The sequence below is a fragment of the Streptomyces abyssalis genome, from assembly GCF_001751365.1.
Lineage (GTDB): Bacteria > Actinomycetota > Actinomycetes > Streptomycetales > Streptomycetaceae > Streptomyces > Streptomyces abyssalis.
Genome location: NZ_LJGT01000040.1, coordinates 1,305,887 through 1,325,020, shown reverse-complemented (window position 1 = coordinate 1,325,020; position 19,134 = coordinate 1,305,887). Strand labels below are relative to the sequence as shown.

General features: G+C 73.1%; 16 protein-coding genes. 12 read left to right on the top strand and 4 right to left on the bottom strand.

Annotation, left to right across the window (positions count from 1 at the left end; genetic code table 11):
* From AN215_RS20555 to AN215_RS20515, 9 genes are all read left to right on the top strand, one after another.
* Positions 1 to 1,425, top strand: coding sequence for a cobyrinic acid a,c-diamide synthase CobB (locus tag AN215_RS20555; RefSeq protein WP_171904233.1), 1,425 nt, complete (start codon positions 1 to 3; stop codon positions 1,423 to 1,425).
* Positions 1,413 to 2,162 carry a precorrin-2 C(20)-methyltransferase gene (gene cobI / locus AN215_RS20550; RefSeq protein WP_070012238.1) on the top strand — a complete coding sequence of 250 codons (750 nt, stop codon included), beginning with the start codon at positions 1,413 to 1,415 and terminating at the stop codon, positions 2,160 to 2,162. Before AN215_RS20555 ends, cobI begins: the two co-directional genes overlap by 13 nt.
* A gap of 107 nt (positions 2,163 to 2,269) precedes the next feature.
* A complete protein-coding gene (gene cobM / locus AN215_RS20545; RefSeq protein ID WP_070012514.1) occupies positions 2,270 to 3,073 on the top strand; it encodes a precorrin-4 C(11)-methyltransferase in 804 nt (267 codons plus the stop codon).
* A 218-nt stretch (positions 3,074 to 3,291) separates the two neighbouring features.
* On the top strand, positions 3,292 to 4,749 hold the full coding sequence (gene cbiE, locus AN215_RS20540; RefSeq protein WP_431306312.1) for a precorrin-6y C5,15-methyltransferase (decarboxylating) subunit CbiE: 1,458 nt from the start codon (positions 3,292 to 3,294) through the stop codon (positions 4,747 to 4,749).
* Complete coding sequence (gene cobJ, locus AN215_RS20535) at positions 4,746 to 6,524, top strand: precorrin-3B C(17)-methyltransferase (RefSeq protein WP_070012236.1); 1,779 nt, start codon at positions 4,746 to 4,748, stop codon at positions 6,522 to 6,524. Before cbiE ends, cobJ begins: the two co-directional genes overlap by 4 nt.
* Entirely contained in the window at positions 6,521 to 6,739 is a 219-nt protein-coding gene (locus tag AN215_RS20530) for a hypothetical protein (protein WP_070012235.1), read from the top strand. Before cobJ ends, AN215_RS20530 begins: the two co-directional genes overlap by 4 nt.
* Positions 6,740 to 6,822: 83 nt before the next feature.
* Positions 6,823 to 7,464 (top strand): precorrin-8X methylmutase, encoded by a 642-nt coding sequence (locus tag AN215_RS20525; RefSeq protein ID WP_245694612.1) that lies wholly within the window; start codon positions 6,823 to 6,825, stop codon positions 7,462 to 7,464.
* Positions 7,461 to 8,513: a sirohydrochlorin chelatase gene (locus AN215_RS20520; protein WP_070012234.1), complete on the top strand. Its 1,053-nt coding sequence runs from the start codon at positions 7,461 to 7,463 to the stop codon at positions 8,511 to 8,513. The genes AN215_RS20525 and AN215_RS20520 overlap by 4 nt, the downstream gene beginning before the upstream one ends.
* Positions 8,497 to 9,657 carry an aminotransferase class I/II-fold pyridoxal phosphate-dependent enzyme gene (locus AN215_RS20515; RefSeq protein WP_070012512.1) on the top strand — a complete coding sequence of 387 codons (1,161 nt, stop codon included), beginning with the start codon at positions 8,497 to 8,499 and terminating at the stop codon, positions 9,655 to 9,657. Before AN215_RS20520 ends, AN215_RS20515 begins: the two co-directional genes overlap by 17 nt.
* A 139-nt stretch (positions 9,658 to 9,796) precedes the next feature.
* Here AN215_RS20515 and AN215_RS20510 read toward each other — a convergent pair whose 3' ends face one another.
* Positions 9,797 to 11,398, bottom strand: coding sequence for a carboxyl transferase domain-containing protein (locus tag AN215_RS20510; RefSeq protein ID WP_070012233.1), 1,602 nt, complete (start codon positions 11,396 to 11,398; stop codon positions 9,797 to 9,799).
* Complete coding sequence (locus AN215_RS20505; protein WP_079123224.1) at positions 11,391 to 12,833, bottom strand: acyl-CoA synthetase; 1,443 nt, start codon at positions 12,831 to 12,833, stop codon at positions 11,391 to 11,393. Before AN215_RS20505 ends, AN215_RS20510 begins: the two co-directional genes overlap by 8 nt.
* 397 nt (positions 12,834 to 13,230) lie before the next feature.
* Between AN215_RS20505 and AN215_RS20500 the strand changes: the two genes are divergently transcribed.
* The gene (locus AN215_RS20500; protein WP_070012231.1) at positions 13,231 to 13,986 is read left to right on the top strand and encodes a FadR/GntR family transcriptional regulator; all 756 of its coding nucleotides are present in this window, start codon (positions 13,231 to 13,233) and stop codon (positions 13,984 to 13,986) included.
* Between the two features lie 69 nt (positions 13,987 to 14,055).
* Here AN215_RS20500 and AN215_RS20495 read toward each other — a convergent pair whose 3' ends face one another.
* Positions 14,056 to 15,519, bottom strand: coding sequence for an amidase (locus tag AN215_RS20495; protein ID WP_216093852.1), 1,464 nt, complete (start codon positions 15,517 to 15,519; stop codon positions 14,056 to 14,058).
* Between the two features lie 54 nt (positions 15,520 to 15,573).
* Positions 15,574 to 16,665 carry an amidohydrolase family protein gene (locus tag AN215_RS20490; RefSeq protein WP_070012229.1) on the bottom strand — a complete coding sequence of 364 codons (1,092 nt, stop codon included), beginning with the start codon at positions 16,663 to 16,665 and terminating at the stop codon, positions 15,574 to 15,576.
* A gap of 437 nt (positions 16,666 to 17,102) precedes the next feature.
* On the opposite strand from AN215_RS20490, the gene ectA reads away from it, so the two are divergent.
* Together ectA and ectB are read left to right on the top strand one after the other, a co-directional pair.
* Positions 17,103 to 17,681, top strand: coding sequence for a diaminobutyrate acetyltransferase (gene ectA, locus AN215_RS20485; RefSeq protein ID WP_420856198.1), 579 nt, complete (start codon positions 17,103 to 17,105; stop codon positions 17,679 to 17,681).
* 139 nt (positions 17,682 to 17,820) lie between these two features.
* Positions 17,821 to 19,089 carry a diaminobutyrate--2-oxoglutarate transaminase gene (gene ectB / locus AN215_RS20480; RefSeq protein WP_070012227.1) on the top strand — a complete coding sequence of 423 codons (1,269 nt, stop codon included), beginning with the start codon at positions 17,821 to 17,823 and terminating at the stop codon, positions 19,087 to 19,089.
* Positions 19,090 to 19,134: the final 45 nt, after the last annotated feature.

The following is a 19,134-nucleotide window of genomic DNA, read 5'->3' as shown; positions in this document are numbered from 1 at the left end:
ATGAACCGGCACCCGAACGGCCACGGGAACGAGCGCTGCGTGAACCCTCCGCGTCTCGTCGTCGCCGCGCCCTCCTCGGGCAGCGGCAAGACGACGGTGGCGACGGGGCTGATGGCCGCGTTCACCGAGGCCGGCCTGACCGTCTCGCCCCACAAGGCCGGCCCGGACTACATCGACCCCGGCTATCACGCCCTCGCCACCGGCCGCCCCGGACGCAATCTCGACGCGTACCTGTGCGGCCCCGAGCGGATCGCGCCGCTCTTCGCGCATGCCGCCGCGGGAACCCAGCTCGCCGTCGTCGAAGGCGTGATGGGCCTGTACGACGGTGCCGCCGGAGCGGGAGAGCTGGCCTCGACCGCGCAGGTGGCGAAGCTGCTGAAGGCGCCGGTCGTGCTGGTGGTGGACGCCTCGTCCCAGTCGCGTTCCGTCGCCGCGCTCGTGCACGGCTTCGCGTCGTGGGACCCGGAGGTGCGGGTGGCCGGCGTCGTGCTCAACAAGGTGGCCTCCACGCGCCACGAGGCCCTGCTGCGGGACGCGCTGGACGGCTCCGGCGTGCCCGTGCTGGGTGCGCTGCGGCGCGACGCCGGCGCGGAGACGCCGTCCCGTCACCTGGGCCTGGTGCCGGCCGCCGAACGGCACGCCGAGGCCGTGGAGTCCGTGGCCGCGCTGGCCGCCCGTGTGCGTGCGGGCTGCGACATGGAGGCACTGCTCGCGCTCGCACGCAGCGCTCCCCCGCTGCCGGTGACCCCGTGGGAGGCGGCTGCCGAGGTGCGCGGGCGGAGCGCCCCCGTACTCACCCATGGCCGGCCGCCCCGCATAGCCGTCGCGGGAGGCGCCGCGTTCACCTTCTCCTACACGGAGCACACCGAACTGCTGCAGGCCGCGGGTGCGGAGACCGTCACCTTCGACCCGCTGCGCGACGAGAGACTGCCCGAGGGCACACGCGGCCTCGTCATCGGCGGCGGCTTCCCCGAGGTGTACGGGCAGCAGCTGTCGGCGAACGAGCCGCTGCGCGTCGCCGTACGCGAACTCGTCGCCGCCGGCCGCCCCGTGGCGGCCGAGTGCGCGGGACTGCTGTATCTCTCCCGCGAGCTGGACGGCGAGGCGATGTGCGGGGTGCTGGACGGCTCGGCCCGTATGACGGAGCGCCTCACGCTCGGCTACCGCGAGGCCGTCGCGGTCGACGACAGCGTGCTGGCACCGGCCGGCCTGCGGGTGCGGGGGCACGAGTTCCACCGCACCGTCCTCACGCCGGAGGCGGGCGGCGAACCCGCGTGGGGGATCGTGCGCCCCGAGAGGCGCAGGGAGGGCTTCCTCGGCGGCCCGTCGGGCAACGTCCACGCCTCGTATCTGCATGTGCACTGGGCCGCCGCTCCCGTGATGGCCCGCCGGTTCGTGGAGAGGTGCGTCCCATGCCCAGACTGACCGGAGTGGGCGTGGGCCCCGGCGATCCGGAACTGGTGACGGTCAAGGGCGTGAGCGCGCTGCGCGACGCCGGAGCCGTCGTCGTACCGGTGATGGAGGACGGAGGCACGGGCCGCGCCGAGGCGACCGTGCTGCACTACGTCGAGGCCGGGAAGGTCGTCCGCGTCGTCTTCGCGCTCAACGAACGCAGCGACCGTGCCCGGCGGGAGGCCGCGTGGGACGCGGCGGGCAGGCGCGTCGCCGAACTGCTGGGCACACACGGGACGGTGGCCTTCGCGACGATCGGCGACCCCAACGTCTACTCCACCTTCGGCTATCTCGCGCAGACCGTCCGCGAGTCGGTGCCGGGGGTGGTGGTCGACACGGTCCCGGGTGTCACCGCGATGCAGGATCTGGCCGCGCGCAGCGGCGCGGTCCTCACGGAGGGGACGGAACCGCTGACGCTGGTGCCGGTGACGGCCGGAATCGCCGTGCTGAAGCGGGCACTTGAGGGCCCCGGGACCGTCGTGGCGTACAAGTTCGGACGGCAGGCCACCGAGGTCGAGGCCGTGCTTCGGGCGACGGGGCGCACGGAGGGCGCGGTGTGGGGCTCCTCCCTCGGCCTGCCCGCCGAATCGATCCGTACCGCCGCCGGACCGGACCCGTCCGTGGGCGAGCCGGAGGAGACCGGGCGGCTGCCGTATCTGTCGACGCTCATCGCGCCCGCCCGTCGTGAGGGACGAGGAGGAAAGCTGTGAGCGTGAACTCCGGTGGTACGGCGGCGAGTCCGGCGGCCGGTACGGCGGACGGTCCCGCAGAGGGCGGAGACACGGCCCGTACGGCGAGCGGGGCGGGCCGGGCGAAGGTGACGATCGTCGGCGCCGGTCCCGGTGCCGCCGATCTGCTCACCTTCCGCGCCGCACGTGCCATCGCCGAGGCGGACGTCGTCATCTGGGCGGCGAGCCTCGTGCAGGAGGAGGTGCTGGAACACGCGCGCCCCGGCGCGGAGATCCTCGACTCGGCGTCGATGTCGCTGGAGGACGTCGTCGCCGTCTACGGACGTGCGCTCCGCGAAGGGCTGCGAGTGGCCCGTATCCACTCCGGCGACCCGGCGCTGTGGGGCGGCACGCAGGAACAGGCCGACCGGTGCGCCGAGTTGGGCATCCCGGTGGAGATCGTGCCGGGCGTCGCGTCGTTCTCGGCGGTCGCGGCGCTGGCCGGACGGGAGCTGACCGTCCCCGAGGTGGCGCAGTCGGTGATCCTCACCAGGCTGGGCGGCGGCAAGACACCGATGCCGCCGGGCGAGGAGGTACGGGAGTTCGCACGGCACGGCACGACGATGGCGCTCTTCCTCTCCGCCGCGCGGTCCGGGCAGCTCCGTGACGAACTGCTCGACGGGGGCTACCCGGAGGACACGCCGGTCGTGGTCGCCTATCAGGCCACCTGGCCGGAGGAGCTGCTGCTGCGCTGCACGGTCGGCACCCTGGAGGAGACCGTCAAGGAGCACAAGCTCTGGAAGCACACGCTCTTCCTGGTGGGCCCGGCGCTCTCCGCCGAAGGCACGCGCTCGCATCTGTACCATCCGGGCCACTTCCACGGTTTCCGGCGGGCGGACCCCGAGGCGCGGCGCGCGCTGCGCGCCGCGCGCACGGCCGCGGCGGACGGCTGAGGGACGGCTGAGACATGACGACCGGTCACGGCACAGCCGACGACGGCGAGACATACGGGCCTGCCCCGGCCGAGGAGGCGGGCCGAGGGTCCGGTTCGCAGGGCGTGCACGGCTCGGGCCCGGGTTCGGGCTCCGCGGGCGTGGCGGGCACGGGCTCGGGGGGCGAGGCGGGCACGGGCTCCGGCGGCCTGCACGCGCGGCGGCGAGGGGCTGCTGCCGTGATCACGGTCATCGGCGCCGGGACGGGCACGGTCACCACGTACACGGGTAGGGGTGGCACGCCTGCAGATGCGGCAGCCGGCGACGGGCCGGCGCCCGCGGAGGCGCTGGCGCGGGCGACCCTCGTCGTGGGAGCGCGCCGGCATCTGCGGGATGCCCGGCTCCCGGACGGTGCCGAGCGCGTCGTGCTGGGCCCGCTCGCACCGGCGCTGGACGCCGTCGAGGACCATTTGTCCAAGTCCCGGGCCGGGGACGGCGGTCGGAGAGCGCCTCGCGTGGTGGTGCTCGCCTCCGGCGACCCCGGGTTCTTCGGGATCGTACGTGCCCTCGCCGAACGCTTCGGCCCCTCGGCGCTGCGCGTGTGGCCGTCGGTGCCCTCCGTCGCGCTGGCCTTCGCACGCGCGGGGCTGTCCTGGGACGACGCGGTCGTCGTCAGCGCGCACGGCCGTGACCCCCGTACGGCCGTCAACCTCTGCCGGGCGCACCCGAAGACGGCGGTCCTGACGGGGCCCGGCTGCGGACCCGCCGACCTGGGAGCCGCCCTCGCGCACACGGGCATCCCCCGCGTCCTCGTCGTCGCCACCGCCCTCGGCGGCGCCGGCGAGCAGGTCGAACGCCTCTCCCCCGCCGAGGCCGCGGAGCGCACCTGGTCCGACCCGGTCAGCGTCGTGCTCTGCTTCGACCCCGCCCGCGCGGTGCCGTCCGCGCAGCGCGCCGTCGCCGGCGGGCACCCGCGGCCCGCGGTGTGGGCGCTGCCCGAGGAGGAGTTCGAACACCGCGACTCGATGGTCACCAAGTACGAGGTGCGCGCGCTCGCGCTCGCCCGCATGGCCCCGGGCCCCGGCGACCTGGTCTGGGACGTCGGCGCGGGAAGCGGCTCCGTCGCGGTCGAATGCGCGCGCCTCGGTGCCGCGGCGGTCGCCGTCGAGCAGGCCGCGGACGGTGTCGGACGCATCCGCGCGAACGCCGCCGCCCACGGCGTCGACGTGCAGACGGTGCACGGTGCCGCGCCCGACGCGCTCGCTCAACTGCCCGATCCTGACTCGGTGTTCATCGGGGGCGGCGGACGGCGGCTGCCCGCGGTCGTCGCGGCCTGTGCCCGGCGTGCACGCCGGTGCGTCGTCGTCACACTCGCCGCGGTCGACCGGGTGCCCGAGGTACGGGACGCGCTGAACGGCGCGGGCCTGCGGACGGAGGGCGTACTGCTCAACTCCTCCCGGCTCGCGCCGCTTCCGGGCGAGGTGACGCGGCTCGCCGCGACCAACCCGGTCTTCGTCCTGTGGGGCACCGCCACCTCCTCCGGAACGTCGGGCACCTCCGGCGTCCCCGGCACGCCGGGCACGGCAGAGACGTCCGGCACGTCACGTACGAGCAGAACCACCGGGGACACCCCCGGGCCGCCCGGCACCACCGACACCCTTGAGAATCCCGGCACTTGCGAAGGAGCCGCACCGTGATCGGCCTCATATCCGCCACCGCCGCCGGCGCGGCCGCCCGCGACCGGCTGGCCACGGCGTGGCCGGACCGTACACGCGTCTACGGAGGCGTTCCGGTGCGCGAAGCCGTCGAGCGGGCGTTCGACGAGTGCGACGCGCTGGTCTGCTTCCTCGCCACGGGAGCCACCGTCCGCCTCCTCGCACCGCTCCTGGGCGACAAGCGCACCGATCCGGGTGTGGTGTGCGTGGACGAGGCGCAGCGGTACGCGGTGGCGCTGCTGGGCGGCCACGAGGGCGGTGCCAACGAGCTGGCGGCGTCCGTCGCCGGGGCCCTGCCGGGCTGCGAGCCAGTCGTCACCACGGCCACGGACGCCACGGGTGTGCCCGGCCTGGACGCACTCGGCTGGCCCGTCGAGGGCGCGGTGCCGTCCGTAACGCGAGCGATCCTGGACGGTACGCCCGTGACCCTCCGGGCGACCGCGCAGTGGCCGCTGCCCGCGTTCCCGGACAACGTGTCGCCGCCCCCGGCGACGGCTGCGCCGGAGGCGCCAACCGGCCTGCCGGACACAGCCGTCGAGGACCTGGCCGTGGCGGACGGCCCCCGTACGACGCTGTGGGTGACCGACGAAGTCCTCCCGCTCGGCCCGGACGAGGCGGTGCTGCGCCCGCCGTCACTGGCCGTCGGCATCGGTGCCAGCCGCGGCGTCAGCAGCGACGAGGTGATCGGCCTCATCGAGCAGACGCTCGACGACGCGGGCCTCTCCATGCGTTCCGTCGCCGAACTGGCCACCGTCGACGCCAAGGCAGGCGAACCCGGGCTGCTCTCCGCCGCGGACCGGCTGGATCTGCCGCTGCGCACCTACGCCGCCGGGGTGCTCGCGGACGTCGAGGTGCCCAACCCCTCCGACGCGCCGCTGGCGGCTGTCGGCACACCCTCCGTCGCGGAGGCGGCGGCCCTCACGGCAGCAGGCGAGGAGGCACGGCTGATCGTGCCCAAGGCCAAGTCGGTGCGCCTTGACGGCGCTCCCGCCATGGCGACCGCGGCCGTGGCCCGCCGCCGTCCGCGCGGCAGGCTGGCGCTCGTCGGCCTGGGACCGGGCGCCCGCGACCTGATGACGCCGCGCGCCCGCGACGAGCTGCGGCGGGCATCGGTGCTGGTGGGGCTGGACCAGTACGTCGAGCAGATCCGGGACCTGCTGCGTCCCGGAACCCGCGTGCTGGAGTCGGGCCTCGGCAGCGAGGAGGAGCGGGCGCGCACGGCGGTGGCCGAGGCCCGTGCCGGACGGTCCGTCGCCCTGATCGGCAGCGGCGACGCCGGCGTCTACGCGATGGCCTCGCCCGCGCTCGCGGAAGCGAGCACGGACATCGACGTGGTCGGGGTGCCCGGCGTCACCGCGGCGCTGGCCGCCGCGGCCGTCCTGGGCGCGCCACTCGGACACGACCACGTCTCGGTCAGCCTCTCCGATCTGCACACGCCGTGGGAGGTGATCGAGCGACGGGTGCGGGCCGCGGCGGAGTCGGACACGGTGGTGACCTTCTACAACCCCCGTTCGCGGGGCCGCGACTGGCAGCTGCCGAAGGCGCTGGCGGTCCTCGCGGAGCACCGGTCCCCCGGCACACCCGTCGGTGTCGTGCGGAGCGCGAGCCGCCACGACGAGCAGGTCACGCTCACGACGCTGGGCGCACTCGACGCCACGGTCGTCGACATGATGACCGTGGTGACAGTGGGCAACACCGCGACCAGGACGGTCGCCGGCCGGATGGTGACGCCGCGCGGCTACAGGTGGCAGACATGACGCGCGAGGACCGTCCGGGCAGGGCGGGCACCGTCGCCGTCCGTGTGACCGGCTGTGTGACCGGCCGTGTCGCCGGCCGCGCCGCGGGCAACGGCGAGCGCGTGGGGACCTTCCGTGTCGTCGCGATGGACGAAGTCCCGGGCGCGGTCCCCTTCCCGGCCGGTACGTTCGCCGCCGGGCTTCGCGCCATCTGCCGTACGGGAGGCCGCAGTTGACCAGTCCGACCGGCTCGCACAGCTCTCCGGGCACACACGGTCCGCCCGGCCGGACCGGCCCGGCCGGGCGGACCGTCCATCCCATCGAGCAGGAGTCGTACCGCATCCTGCGCTCACGCCTCGACACCTCGGCGCTGCCTCCGCTCACCCGCGCCGTGGTGGAGCGCGTCGTCCACTCCAGCGCCGACCTGGACTACGCCGCCGACCTCGTCACCGACGAGGAGCAACTGCGTGCCGCGCACACCGCGTTGCACCGTCCGGAGCCGGTGCCGGTCGTGGCCGACGTCGAGATGGTGGCCTCGGGGATCACTCGTCGCCGGGCGGTGTGCCGTCTGGCGGACGCGAAGTCCTCGCCCGGGCTGACGCGTTCGGCTCATGCCGTCCGGCTGGCGTACGAGGAGGTGGGCCCCGGTGCCGTGTGGGTGATCGGCTGCGCGCCCACGGCACTCTTCGAACTCATCGGACTCGGTGTCTCGCCCGCTCTCGTCGTCGGAATGCCGGTGGGCTTCGTCGGTGCCGCCGAGAGCAAGGCCGCGCTGCGCGAGAGCGGGCTCCCGGCCGTCAGCAACATCTCGGAGAAGGGGGGCTCGGCGGTGGCCGCCGCCGCCCTCAACGCCCTGCTCTACGCCGGGGGTTCCACAGGCGAAGGCTCACGGCACGGCCGGGGCCACGCCCCGGAGAACGCCCACGTCCCGGAAATTCAGCACAGCAAGGAGAACCAGTGACGACCCCTCCCGCCCTCCTCCTGGTCGGCCACGGCACACGTGACGACGACGGCGCCGAGGCCTTCCGTTCGTTCGTCGGCGACCTGGCGAAACGCAACCCCGAAATGCCGGTGGCCGGTGGCTTCATCGAGCTGTCGCCTCCGCCGCTGGCCGACTCCGTCGCCGAGCTGGTCGAGAGCGGCGTGGCCAGCTTCGCCGCCGTGCCGCTGATGCTGGTCTCCGCCGGTCACGCGAAAGGCGACATCCCGGCAGCGCTGGCCCGCGAGAAGTTGCGGCACCCCGGCATCTCCTACACCTACGGCCGTCCGCTCGGCCCGCACCCCGCGCTGCTGTCCGTGCTGGAGCGTCGCGTCGAAGAGGCGCTGGACGGGAACGCCCGTACCGACGGCACAGGCACAGGCACAGGCACGGGTACAGGCACAGACACCGGATCGGGCACGGCCCGTCGCTCCCCCGGTGACCGGGCCGATACGACCGTGCTGCTCGTCGGGCGGGGCTCCACCGACCCCGACGCCAACGCCGAGGTGCACAAGGCCGCCCGGCTGCTGTGGGAGGGGCGCGGATACGCGGGCGTAGAGGTCGCGTTCGTCTCGCTGGCCGCGCCGGACGTCGCCTCCGGACTGGACCGCTGCCGCAAGCTGGGCGCGAAGAAGGTCGTGGTCCTGCCCTACTTCCTCTTCACGGGTGTGCTGCCGGAGCGCGTACGGATGCAGTCGGAAGGCTGGTCCCTCGCCAACCCGGATGTCGAGGTTCTCAGCGCCGATGTCATCGGCGGCACCGACGAGTTGGCGGACCTCGTCGTGGAGCGCTACCAGGAGGCCGTCGAGGGCGAGGTCCGCATGAACTGCGACGCCTGCGTCTACCGCATCACGCTGCCCGGCTTCGAGGACAAGGTCGGGCAACCGCAGCAGCCGCACTTCCATCCGGGCGACGACGGCCACACGCACGGCCACGGTCACGGTCACGGTCACAGCCATGGAGAAGGCCACGGGCACGGCCACGGCGGCGGTCATTCGCACAGCGACGCCGGCGATGTGCACGCCCACTGAGTCCGTGCCCTCACAGGACGGCGCAGACGACGGGCTCCGGCATCACGGAGACGCCGAGGTCCGCGACGCCGGGCGGGAGTTGACCGATCTCGCGGTCAACGTCCGCGCGGGCACTCCCCCGCCCTGGCTCAGGTCCCGCATAGCCGCCTCGCTCGACGCGCTCGCCGCCTACCCGGACGGCCGTACCGCCCGCCGTGCCGTCGCCGCCCGCCACGGTCTCTCCGAAGAGCAGGTGCTGCTCACGGCGGGCGCGGCCGAGGCGTTCGTACTGCTGGCCCGCGCGACGCCCGCGCACCGGCCCGTGGTGGTACACCCGCAGTTCACCGAGCCCGAAGCGGCGCTGCTGGACGCCGGTCACAAGGTGGACCGCGTGCTGCTCCGCGCCGAGGAGGGGTTCCGGCTGGACGCCTCGGCAGTTCCGGCGGACGCGGATCTCGTCGTCGTCGGCAACCCGACCAATCCCACATCCGTACTGCACCCCGCCGGGACGCTCGCGTCCCTCGCGCGCGAGGGACGCACCCTCGTCGTCGACGAGGCGTTCATCGACGCCGTGCCCGGCGAACAGCAGTCCCTGGCACCGCTGTTGGGCCGAGAGGCGGCACCGTCGTCTACGCCGTACCCGCCAGCCCCGCCGTCCCCACGGCCTTCGCAGGCACCGCTTCCCGGACGCGTCGTGGTGTTGCGCAGTCTCACCAAGACCTGGGGCCTGGCAGGGCTGCGCATCGGCTACGTGCTCTCCGATCCCGCGACGGTGGCCCGTCTCGCCCGGCACCAGCCGCTGTGGCCCGTATCCGCTCCGGCCCTGGCCGCTGCGGAGGCGTGCTGCGAACCTCACGCGCTCGCCGAGGCCGAGGAGGCGGCGCGGCGTCTCGTCCACGACCGGAGCCATCTGCTGGCGCGACTGGGCGAGTTCGCACCGGCGGGTCTGTCCGTGGAGGGGGATCCGCGGGCACCGTTCGTGCTGGTACGGCATCCGCGTGCGGCCGCCCTCCGTGAGGGCCTGCGGTCGCTCGGATTCGCGGTGCGCCGCGGTGACACCTTCCCGGGGCTGGGAGCGCCGTGGCTGCGCATCGCCGTACGGGACGAGGAGTGCTCGGACCGGCTGACGGCCGCGCTCGGCCGGCTGCTTGCCGGGGACCGCTGAACGGGCGCACCGCACACGCCCGGCAGCTCACCCGGTCGCCCGCTCGCCCGGTACGCCGGCCCGCCGCTGACAGCAGGGCAGTCGCGTACAGCCCGTAGACAGGCGCGACGCACGCGAAGCCGTGCGAACGGGCCCCGCTTCAGGCCGCGTTGCTTTGGTGCCCTCCGGCCCGTACTCCGACGACCCCCCGCGCGACGCCCAGCCGCACCACGTCCTGGGGGCGCAGCATGAGTTCGTCCGCTGTCGCCGCGGCTTCCCGCTCCGGGCGCTTCAGGATCGCAGCGGCGAGCTCGGGAGCGATCACGGAGAAGTAGCTGTCCGGCGTGACCCACAGCCGTCCGGGGGCGGCGAGAGCCAGCGCCCCGCCCGAGCCGCCCTCCCCGATCAGGAGCGAGGTCACGGGGACTTCGGACTCCGCCACGGCGGCGAAGACCTCGGCGATGGCGGGTCCGGCGCCGGCGCTCTCCGCGTCTGCGTCGTTCGCCGCGCCGGGGGTGTCGATGAGCGTGAGGACGGGGATGCCGAGCCGGTCCGCGGTCCGGATGAGGCGGGCCGCGGTGCGGAAACCGGCGGGCCGCGTAGCGGTGCCGGTCTGTGCCGCGTAGGCGACCGTGCGGCCCTCCCGCAGACCGAAGCCGCAGATCATCCCGTCGTCGGTTCCTCCGCAGCGGTCGCCCCGTACGTCCTCTCGCCAGTCGAAGTAGGCGTCCAAGTAGGCGGTGGCGCGCGGCCGCTGAGCGCTACGGGCGCGCACCACCGCCTCCTGCCCGCTCAGGGGGACGGAGTCCGCGGGATGGATTCCGGCGGGCAGGGTCTGCGGGGACCCGGCGGACGGTGACGAAGAGGGGGACAAGGACGGTGACAAGGAAGGGCACTGGGCCTCGGCGTCGGCGGAAACGGCCTGACCCGACAGGGACGGAGCCTGCGGCGGCAGCGCTTCCGGGGTGGGTGCCGGTACGCCGGAGCCCGACGTCAGCAGGGTGAGCCAGCGCTCCAGCACCCCGGCCAGCCCGTCCTGCTCCACGATCCGGTCGATGTGCCCGGCGGCGTACTGGCCCTCGGCCGTGTACGCGGCCGGGTCGGCGCCCTCGGGCCGTACGCGGGAACCGGCGAAGGCGACCTGCGCGCCGGGGAGCGCCAGCACGACGTCCGCGCCCGCGCCGAGCGTGGCCCAGCCGCCGCCGGTCGCCGGGTCGCGCAACACGGCGACCTGCGGAACCCCGGCCCGGCGGGCGAGCACCGACTCCCTTGCCACGCGCTGCAGTTGGCTGAGGGCGACCATGCCCTCCTGCATGCGGCTGCCGCCCGTGGCGATGAGCGACACCAACGGCAGCCGGTGCGTGCGGGCGTGTTCGTAGGCGGCGACGATCCGGTCGCCCGTGCGTGCGCCGAGCGAACCGCCGAGATATCCGAACTCGAAGGAGACCAGCACCGCTTCGACACCCGCGGCGCCCTCGCCCGTACCGGCCGCGCCGGCACCGGAACCGGTGCCGCCAGTGATCCGGGCCGTGCCGCACACCACGGACTCGCATTCGCCGGTGCGCTCACGTGCCCGTTCGCGAGCCGCGCCGTACCCGCGCCAGCCGAGCGGCCCGTCCGGCTCTCCGCCGCTCCTGGAGGCCACGCTCTGACCGGCCGGCGGCTCCAGCTCCGTGAAGCCGGTCGCGACCGCCCGTACGGCGGCGCGCGCCGAACCGCCGGACGGACGGGACTCGCGGGACTCACGGGCGGGTTCACTCATGGAGCGCCCGCTTCATCAGCTTGCCCATGTCGTTGCGCGGCAGCGCCTCACGGAAGCGCACGACGCGCGGCCGCTTGTGCGGCGAGAGCTGCCGCGCCACGTGGTCGGCCAGCTCCTGCTCGCCTGGACGGCGCGCTCCGGGAACGGGAACGATCCAGGCGACGATGCGCTCGCCGAGGTCGTCGTCGCTCTCGCCGGTCACGGCCGCCTCCGCGACCTCGGGGTGTTCCAGCAGCGCGTTCTCGATCTCGCCCGCGCCGATCTTGTAGCCGCCGCTCTTGATGATGTCGGTGGCCTTGCGGCCGACGATCCGTACGTATCCGTCGGGATCGCGGGTGGCCATGTCGCCCGTACGGAACCAGCCTCCGTCGAAGGCCTCGGCCGTGGCGTCGGGCCGGTTGAGGTACTCGGTGAAGAGGTTGCGCCCGCGGACCTGGATCTCGCCCACCGTCTCCCCGTCCCACGCGTCCAGGGTCCGGCCGTCCTCGTCGACGAGCCGCAGCTCCACCCCGCCGAGGGGCAGTCCCACGGTGCCGGGCCGCCGCTCCCCGTCCGCCCGGACGCTGGTGTTCATCAGCGTCTCCGTCATGCCGTACCGCTCGACGATGCGCGCCCCGCTGGCGGCGGCGATCCGTTCGTGGTCGTGCACGGGCAGTGCCGCGGAGCCCGAGACGAGCAGCCGTGCGCCCGCGAGCGCCTTGGCCAACTGCCCGTTCCCGCCCACCTCTTCGGCGATGCGGTGGTACATCGTCGGTACGCCGAAGAGCATCGTGCCGTCCCCGTCGAGCGCCTCGCGCACACCCTCGGTGGAGAAGCGGCCGAGGTGGTGGACCGTGCCCGCCCGGCGCAGCGGCCCGAGCACGCCGAGGATGAGCCCGTGCACGTGGAAGAGGGGCAGCCCGTGGACGAGCACGTCCTCCTCCGTCCACTGCCAGGCGTCCTGGAGCGCGTCGAGGGTCGCGGTCAGGGCGCGGCGCGGCAGAACGGCGCCCTTGGGCGGGCCTGTGGTGCCGGAGGTGTAGACGATCACCGCGGGAGCTTCCTCGTCGGGCTCGGCCGGAAGCGGAACCGTGACGGGCGGGGGTGCCGTATCGATGCCGGCGCGGGGCAGCGTTTCGAGTGCCGCGGGCAGCTCCGCCCGGTGCTCGGCCAGTACGAGGGCGGGCTCGCTGTCGCCGATGATGTGGGCCAGTTCGCGCTCGCCGGTCTTCGGGTTGAGCGGCACCACCGGCGCTCCCGCGAGCAGCGCCGCGACGACCGCGACGCTCGTCTCCATGGTGGGGGTCGCCCAGACGGCGACCCTGCGGCCCGGGGCGAGTTCACCGGCGAGTGCTCCGGCGACGTCGGCGAGCTCTGCGTAGGTGAGGGACTGTTCGCCGAATCGCAGCGCGGTCTTGGCGGACGGCGTGCTCAGCGCCGGGAAGAGGGTGGACACAGGCGACTCTCCTCGCAGTCTTGCTCGCCGGTGGTGCGGCGTGTGTGCGGTCGGTGCGTCAGGGACGTGGGGCGGGCTCGCGGGCCGTGCGGCCGGACGGCGGACGGCCGGGCCCGGGTCCCTTCACGGTCCCGGTGCCCGGGGACCGGCAACCCGAACCCGGGTACGGCCATGGCCGGCCGGATCAGCGCCGGCACCGCCGCGGCCACCGCCGCGCAAACAGAAACTGTGACGCACTGGCGCAATGGCCAAGTGGCTGAACCACTCTCCTCGCGCGCGGTCCGGCTGTCAATCCTCGGAGCCGAATTGGTCCAACCACTCGACCAATCGGCCATCAGTCCGTTGATCCCCGGTGTTAGGCTCCTGACCTGTTCACCCAGGGGGCTGAGGGGGCCGCATGACCGACGACGCACTGCGACCGATGGCCCGCCCACGCCTGTACGAGCAGGTCCTGGACCGGCTGCGCGCTTACGCCGTCGATCATGACCTGAGCGCGGGCGACCGGCTTCCGCCCGAGCGCGAACTGGCCCAGCGCCTGGGCGTCAGCCGCTCCTCCGTCAAACAGGCCGTGGTCGTCCTGGAGGTGCAGGGGCTCGTCGAGACGCGGCACGGCGGCGGCACGTACCTCGTGGGCGACACTCTCGACGCGGAGCCGGTCGAGCGGCTCGTGGAACGCCGGCGGCGCCTGCCCGACGTGCTGGAGGCACGCGAGGCGCTGGAGACCAAGCTCGCCGAACTGGCAGCGGAGCGCCGCACCGAGGAGGACCTCGAAGCGATGCGTTCCGCCCTGCGCGCCATGGAAGCGGACATCGTGACGGGCGGCCACGGCGTGGACGGTGACCGCCGCTTCCACGCGGCCGTCACCGCCGCCGGACACAGCACGCTGCTCGCGGAGTTCATGGGCTCGATCTCCGAGTCCGTCGCCGAGAGCCGGAACGAGTCGCTGCGCCAGCCAGGCCGGCCCACCCGCTCGCTGGACCAGCACGCGCGCATCCTCTCCGCCATCGAGCGGGGCGATCCGAAGGGCGCGGCGGCGGCGATGCGCCGTCACGTGCGTACGGTCGCCAAGGTCCGTCTGCTGGAGTGGAATCCGGAGGAGACCGGCAAGGGCGGGACGGACGCGGCGGCCGGCGGGACGGACGACGGCAGCTGATCCGCCCCCTGGCTCCGCACAGGCTTCCGCCCCCGCCTCCGCCGCACGCGGGGGCGCACTTTTCAGCACTCAGCCGAGCAGCGCCGGCTTCACCCGCTCCACCCAGCCCGTCTCCCGCTCGTACGCGTGCGCAAGGCGCAGCAGCCCGGCGTCGTCGCGGTGCCTGCCGACGAGCTGGACGCCCATGGGCAGGCCGTCCTCGCCGAATCCTGCGGGCATCCCGATCACCGGTACTCCCGCCAGCGTCCAGGGCACGACGGTCTCCATCCACCGGTGGTAGGTGTCCATCCGCCGTCCCCCGACCCGGTCGGGCCAGTGCGTCTCCTTGGCGAAGGGGAACACCTGCGCGGCCGGCGCGAGGACGTAGTCGTACTCGGAGAAGAAGTCCGTCAGCGCCGCGTACCAGCGCTCCCGCGCCGCCGCGGCGGCCGCTACGTCCAGCGCGCTGAGCGTGAGGCCGCGCTCGATCTCCCAGACCGCCTCGGGCTTCATGCGCGCACGCGCGTCCGGGTCGGCGTACAGCTCGTGCCGCTCCAGATTGGCCCACCCGCGCCACGTCAGGAACGTCCGCCAGAGCTCCTCCGGCGGGAAGTCCGGCCGCGCCTCGGCGACTTCGCACCCCAGCGACTCGAAGACCGTCAGGGACCGGCGGCACACCTCCAGCACGCCCGGGTCGGTGGCCAGGTGACCTCCCCAGTCCCCGGCCCACGCGATGCGGACGCCCCGGAAGCCCCCGCCGCTCCGGCCGCCGGAGCTGCTCCGGCCGCCGGAGCCTCCCTCAAGGCCCTCCTCGAAGCGCCCGCCCGGCTCCGTCGCGGCCAGCGGGGCACTCATGTGGGGCCCCGCCATGACGGACAGCAGCGCCGCAAGATCCGCCGTCGTACGCGCCATCGGCCCCGCCGTGCTCAGCTGCGCGGTGAAGCCGGGCGCGGGGACGAGGCCCCAACTCGGCCGCATGCCCAGCACGTTGTTGAAGGCAGCGGGGTTGCGAAGCGACCCCATGTAGTCGCTGCCGTCCGCCACGGGCAGCATCCTCAGCGCGAGGGCCGACGCCGCGCCGCCGCTGCTGCCGCCCGCCGTCCGTGCGGGATCGTGAGCGTTCCCCGTCGTTCCCCACACCTCGTTGTACGTCTGTGAACCCAGCCCGAACTCGGGGGTGTTGGTCTTCCCGATCACCACCGCACCGGCAGCCTTGAGGCGTTGCACGATCAGCGCGTCCTGCTGCCCCACCCGGTTCGCGTACAGCGGCGAGCCTTCCGTCCACGGCAGCCCCTCGGCCTCCGTCAGGTCCTTCACCGCGTGCGGGAAACCGTGCATCCAGCCCAGGTGTTCGCCGCGGCTGAGCTGCTCGTCGCGCTCGCGCGCCTGCCGCAGCGAGATCTCCGGGTCCTGCTGGCCGACTATCGCGCCGACATGGGGATTGATCGCGCCGATGTGCGCCAGGTACGCCTCCATGACTTCGACGCACGAGACACGGCGCCCCGCGATCGCGCGCGACAGCTCGGCGGCGTCCCACGAGACGATCTCCTGCACTGTGGCCTCCAGCCGTCGCCAGTACCCCTCCGGTAAACACCGCCGGTCACGGCACTACCGCATCACCCGTCCCCGCAGCACCACATGCCGCGGATCCCCCAGCACCCGTACATCGGCCCGCGGGTCCTCCGCGAAGACGACGAGGTCCGCCGGTGCGCCCTCCTCCAGCCCGGGCCGCCCGAGCCAGCGGCGCGCGCCCCAGGTCGCGGCGGAGACCGCGTCGGCGGCCGGGATACCGGCCGTGACCAGCTCGGCGACCTCCACGGAGACCAGCCCGTGTGCCAGCGAGCCCCCGGCGTCCGTGCCCGCGTAGACGGGGATGCCCGCGTCGTAGGCGGCGCGCACGGTCTCATACCTGCGCTCGTGGAGCCGGATCATGTGCTGCGACCAGCGCGGATACTTCATGCCGCCCGCCGCGAGCTGCGGGAACGTGGCCGTGTTGACGAGCGTGGGGACGATGGCGACGCCGCGTTCGGCGAACAGCGGGATGGTCTCCTCGGTGAGACCGGTCGCGTGCTCGATGCAGTCGATGCCCGCCTCGACCAGGTCCCGCAGCGAATTCTCGGCGAAGCAGTGCGCGGTGACCCGGGCGCCTTCCTCATGTGCCGCCGCTATCGCCTCCTCCAGTGCCCAGCGGGGCCAGCAGGGGGCCAGGTCGCCCTCTCCGCGGTCGATCCAGTCCCCGACGAGCTTCACCCAGCCGTCGCCGAGCCTCGCCTCGCGGCGTACGTACGCGGCCAGGTCGCCGGGCTCGATCTCGTGCGCGTAGTTGCGGATGTAGCGCTTCGTACGGGCGATGTGCCGTCCCGCGCGAATGATCCGCGGGAGGTCCTCGCGGTCGTCGATCCACCGGGTGTCGGACGGCGAGCCCGCGTCGCGCAACAGCAGGGCGCCGGCCTCGCGTTCGGTCAGCGCCTGCTTCTCGCTGGTGGACTCGTCCACGGGGCCTTGCTGGTCGAGCCCGACGTGGCAGTGCGCGTCGACGAAGCCGGGGAGCACCCAGCCCTCGACGGTGAGGGTCTCCCGGCCGGTACGGGTGGGACGTTCATAGGTGATGCGCCCGTCCACCACCCACAGCTCGTCCCGTACGTCCTCGGGCCCGGCCAGAACGCGCCCCTTGATGTGGAGATTGCCGCGGTCGCTCATGCCACGCACCCTATGAGGCGGCACCCTTGTTCCTGCACCCGTCCGGCAAGGGCACTACGCTGGGGGCCCGTACACACAGTGGTGATCCCATTGCGTGCTCCGGGAAAAGATGCGACATCGAAGCCATCGGCGGAGAATACAATTCCACAGCCATGCGGAGCGTAGCGTCCTGTATTCTTCTTCCCGCTTTGGGATTCTTTAAACGCTAAGATTTTTCACCGGTTATCCCGGCGGAATTCGGCCGTGGATCGGCCTCGTTACGGCAATGTGACGGACTCCACAGGCCGCCCGGTCCGCCCTGGAAAATGCTGATATACGGGGACGAAACGTCCCCCTGGACGCACGTGCGCGCCTGCGCGCGATAACACAGGATCCCCCTTCCGCGTAACCCTGCCCCGCCGTGCGTTTTTGCAGTCTGCTGGGTAAATTTAATACCCATGACCGCCGCACAAGCAGACCATGCACGTGCCCACAGAGATTTCCTGGAAATGCCGGAAGGGCTGATACTCGACGCTCCGCGACTGGAGGAGGGAGCGGCGCTCTGGCGCATCGCCCGCGACTCCCGGACGCTCGACCTCAACTCTTCGTACAGCTATCTCCTGTGGTGCCGCGACTTCGCCGCCACCTCCGTGGTGGCACGCGACGCGGGCGGTGAGCCGGTCGGATTCATCACCGGCTACGTGCGCCCGGCGCGCCCCCGGACCCTCGTTGTCTGGCAGGTCGCGGTCGACGAGGCGGCACGCGGCCGCGGGCTGGCTGCGGCGATGCTGGACGGGCTGGCCGCCCGCACGGCCCGGGAACTGGGCGTCGACGGGATCGAGACCACCGTCACCCCCGACAACACTCCGTCCAACCGCCTCTTCACCTCCTTCGCGGAGCGCCACGGCGCGGCGCTGGAGAAAGAGGTGCTCTTCGATGCCGGAGTGTTCCCGGAGAGCGGTCACGAGCCCGAAGTGCTGTACCGGATCGGCCCGGTGGCGTCCCTGGCGGACATGGGCCGGCCAGGCGCGCACTGATAGTGCGCGCCCCGCCGCTCCGGCGCCCGCTTCGCACCCCCACCCATGGACTTCGAACCATCCGCGACCCCCTAGTCCGCGACGATCCGAACCCCCCGACCGAACTTCTTCGCACGCAACTCACTCCCAGGAGCATGCCGTGACCATCACCCAGCCCGACCTCAGTGTCTTCGAGACCGTCGAGTCGGAAGTCCGCAGCTACTGCCGTGGCTGGCCCACGATCTTCGACCGGGCCCAGGGCTCACACATGTACGACGAGGACGGCCATACCTACCTCGACTTCTTCGCGGGAGCCGGGACGCTCAACTACGGCCACAACAACCCCGTACTGAAACGCGCGCTGCTGGACTACCTGGAGCGTGACGGGGTCGTGCACGGCCTCGACATGAGCACCTCCGCGAAGCGGGCGTTCCTGGAGGCCTTCCAGGAGAAGATCCTCCAGCCCCGCGGCATGAACCACAAGGTGATGTTCCCGGGCCCGACCGGCACCAACGCGGTCGAGGCCGCCCTGAAGCTGGCCCGCAAGGTCAAGGAGCGCGAGTCCATCGTCTCCTTCACCAACGCCTTCCACGGCATGTCCCTCGGCTCGCTCGCCGTCACCGGCAACGCCTTCAAGCGCGCCGGCGCGGGCATCCCGCTGGTGCACGGCACGCCGATGCCCTTCGACGACTACCTGGGCGGCACCACCGACGACTTCGTCTGGTTCGAGCGGCTGCTGGAGGACCAGGGCTCCGGCCTGAACAAGCCCGCGGCCGTCATCGTCGAGACGGTGCAGGGCGAGGGCGGCATCAACGTCGCGCGCGCCGAGTGGCTGCGCGACCTGTCGGACCTGTGCCAGCGGCACGACATGCTGCTCATCGTCGACGACATCCAGATGGGCTGCGGCCGTACCGGCGCCTTCTTCTCCTTCGAGGAGGCGGGGATCAAGCCGGACATCATCACGCTTTCCAAGTCCATCGGCGGATACGGGATGCCGCTCGCGCTCACCCTGTTCAAGCCGGAGCTGGACATCTGGGAGCCGGGCGAGCACAACGGCACCTTCCGCGGGAACAACCCGGCCTTCGTCACGGCCACCGCCGCGTTCGAGACGTACTGGACCGACAGCCAGATGGAGAAGCAGACGCTCTCCCGCGGCGAGCAGGTCGAGGCGGTTTTGCGGGCGATTTCGGAGGAACACAGCGAGGACGTCGCCGACTTCCGCGGCCGCGGACTCGTGTGGGGCCTGGAGTTCCACGACAAGGACCGCGCCGACGCGGTCGCGAAGCGGTGCTTCGAACTGGGCCTGCTCATCGAGACGTCGGGCCCCGAGAGCGAGGTCGTGAAGCTGCTTCCCGCGCTTACGATCACTGCCGAGGAGCTGGACGAGGGCCTGCGTGTGCTGGCCCGGGCGGTGCGCGAAACCGCGTAGCTCACCCGTTCACGGCCCGCCCCGGTTGCGTCCGGGGCGGGCCGA

Coding starts and splice junctions, on each gene's coding strand:
- AN215_RS20555 (WP_171904233.1), top strand. CDS start 1: ATGAACCGGCACCCGAACGGCCACGGGAACGAGCGCTGCGTGAACCCT.
- cobI (WP_070012238.1), top strand. CDS start 1,413: ATGCCCAGACTGACCGGAGTGGGCGTGGGCCCCGGCGATCCGGAACTG.
- AN215_RS20530 (WP_070012235.1), top strand. CDS start 6,521: ATGACGCGCGAGGACCGTCCGGGCAGGGCGGGCACCGTCGCCGTCCGT.
- AN215_RS20515 (WP_070012512.1), top strand. CDS start 8,497: ATGTGCACGCCCACTGAGTCCGTGCCCTCACAGGACGGCGCAGACGAC.
- AN215_RS20510 (WP_070012233.1), bottom strand. CDS start 11,398: ATGAGTGAACCCGCCCGTGAGTCCCGCGAGTCCCGTCCGTCCGGCGGT.
- AN215_RS20500 (WP_070012231.1), top strand. CDS start 13,231: ATGACCGACGACGCACTGCGACCGATGGCCCGCCCACGCCTGTACGAG.
- AN215_RS20490 (WP_070012229.1), bottom strand. CDS start 16,665: ATGAGCGACCGCGGCAATCTCCACATCAAGGGGCGCGTTCTGGCCGGG.
- ectA (WP_420856198.1), top strand. CDS start 17,103: ATGACCGCCGCACAAGCAGACCATGCACGTGCCCACAGAGATTTCCTG.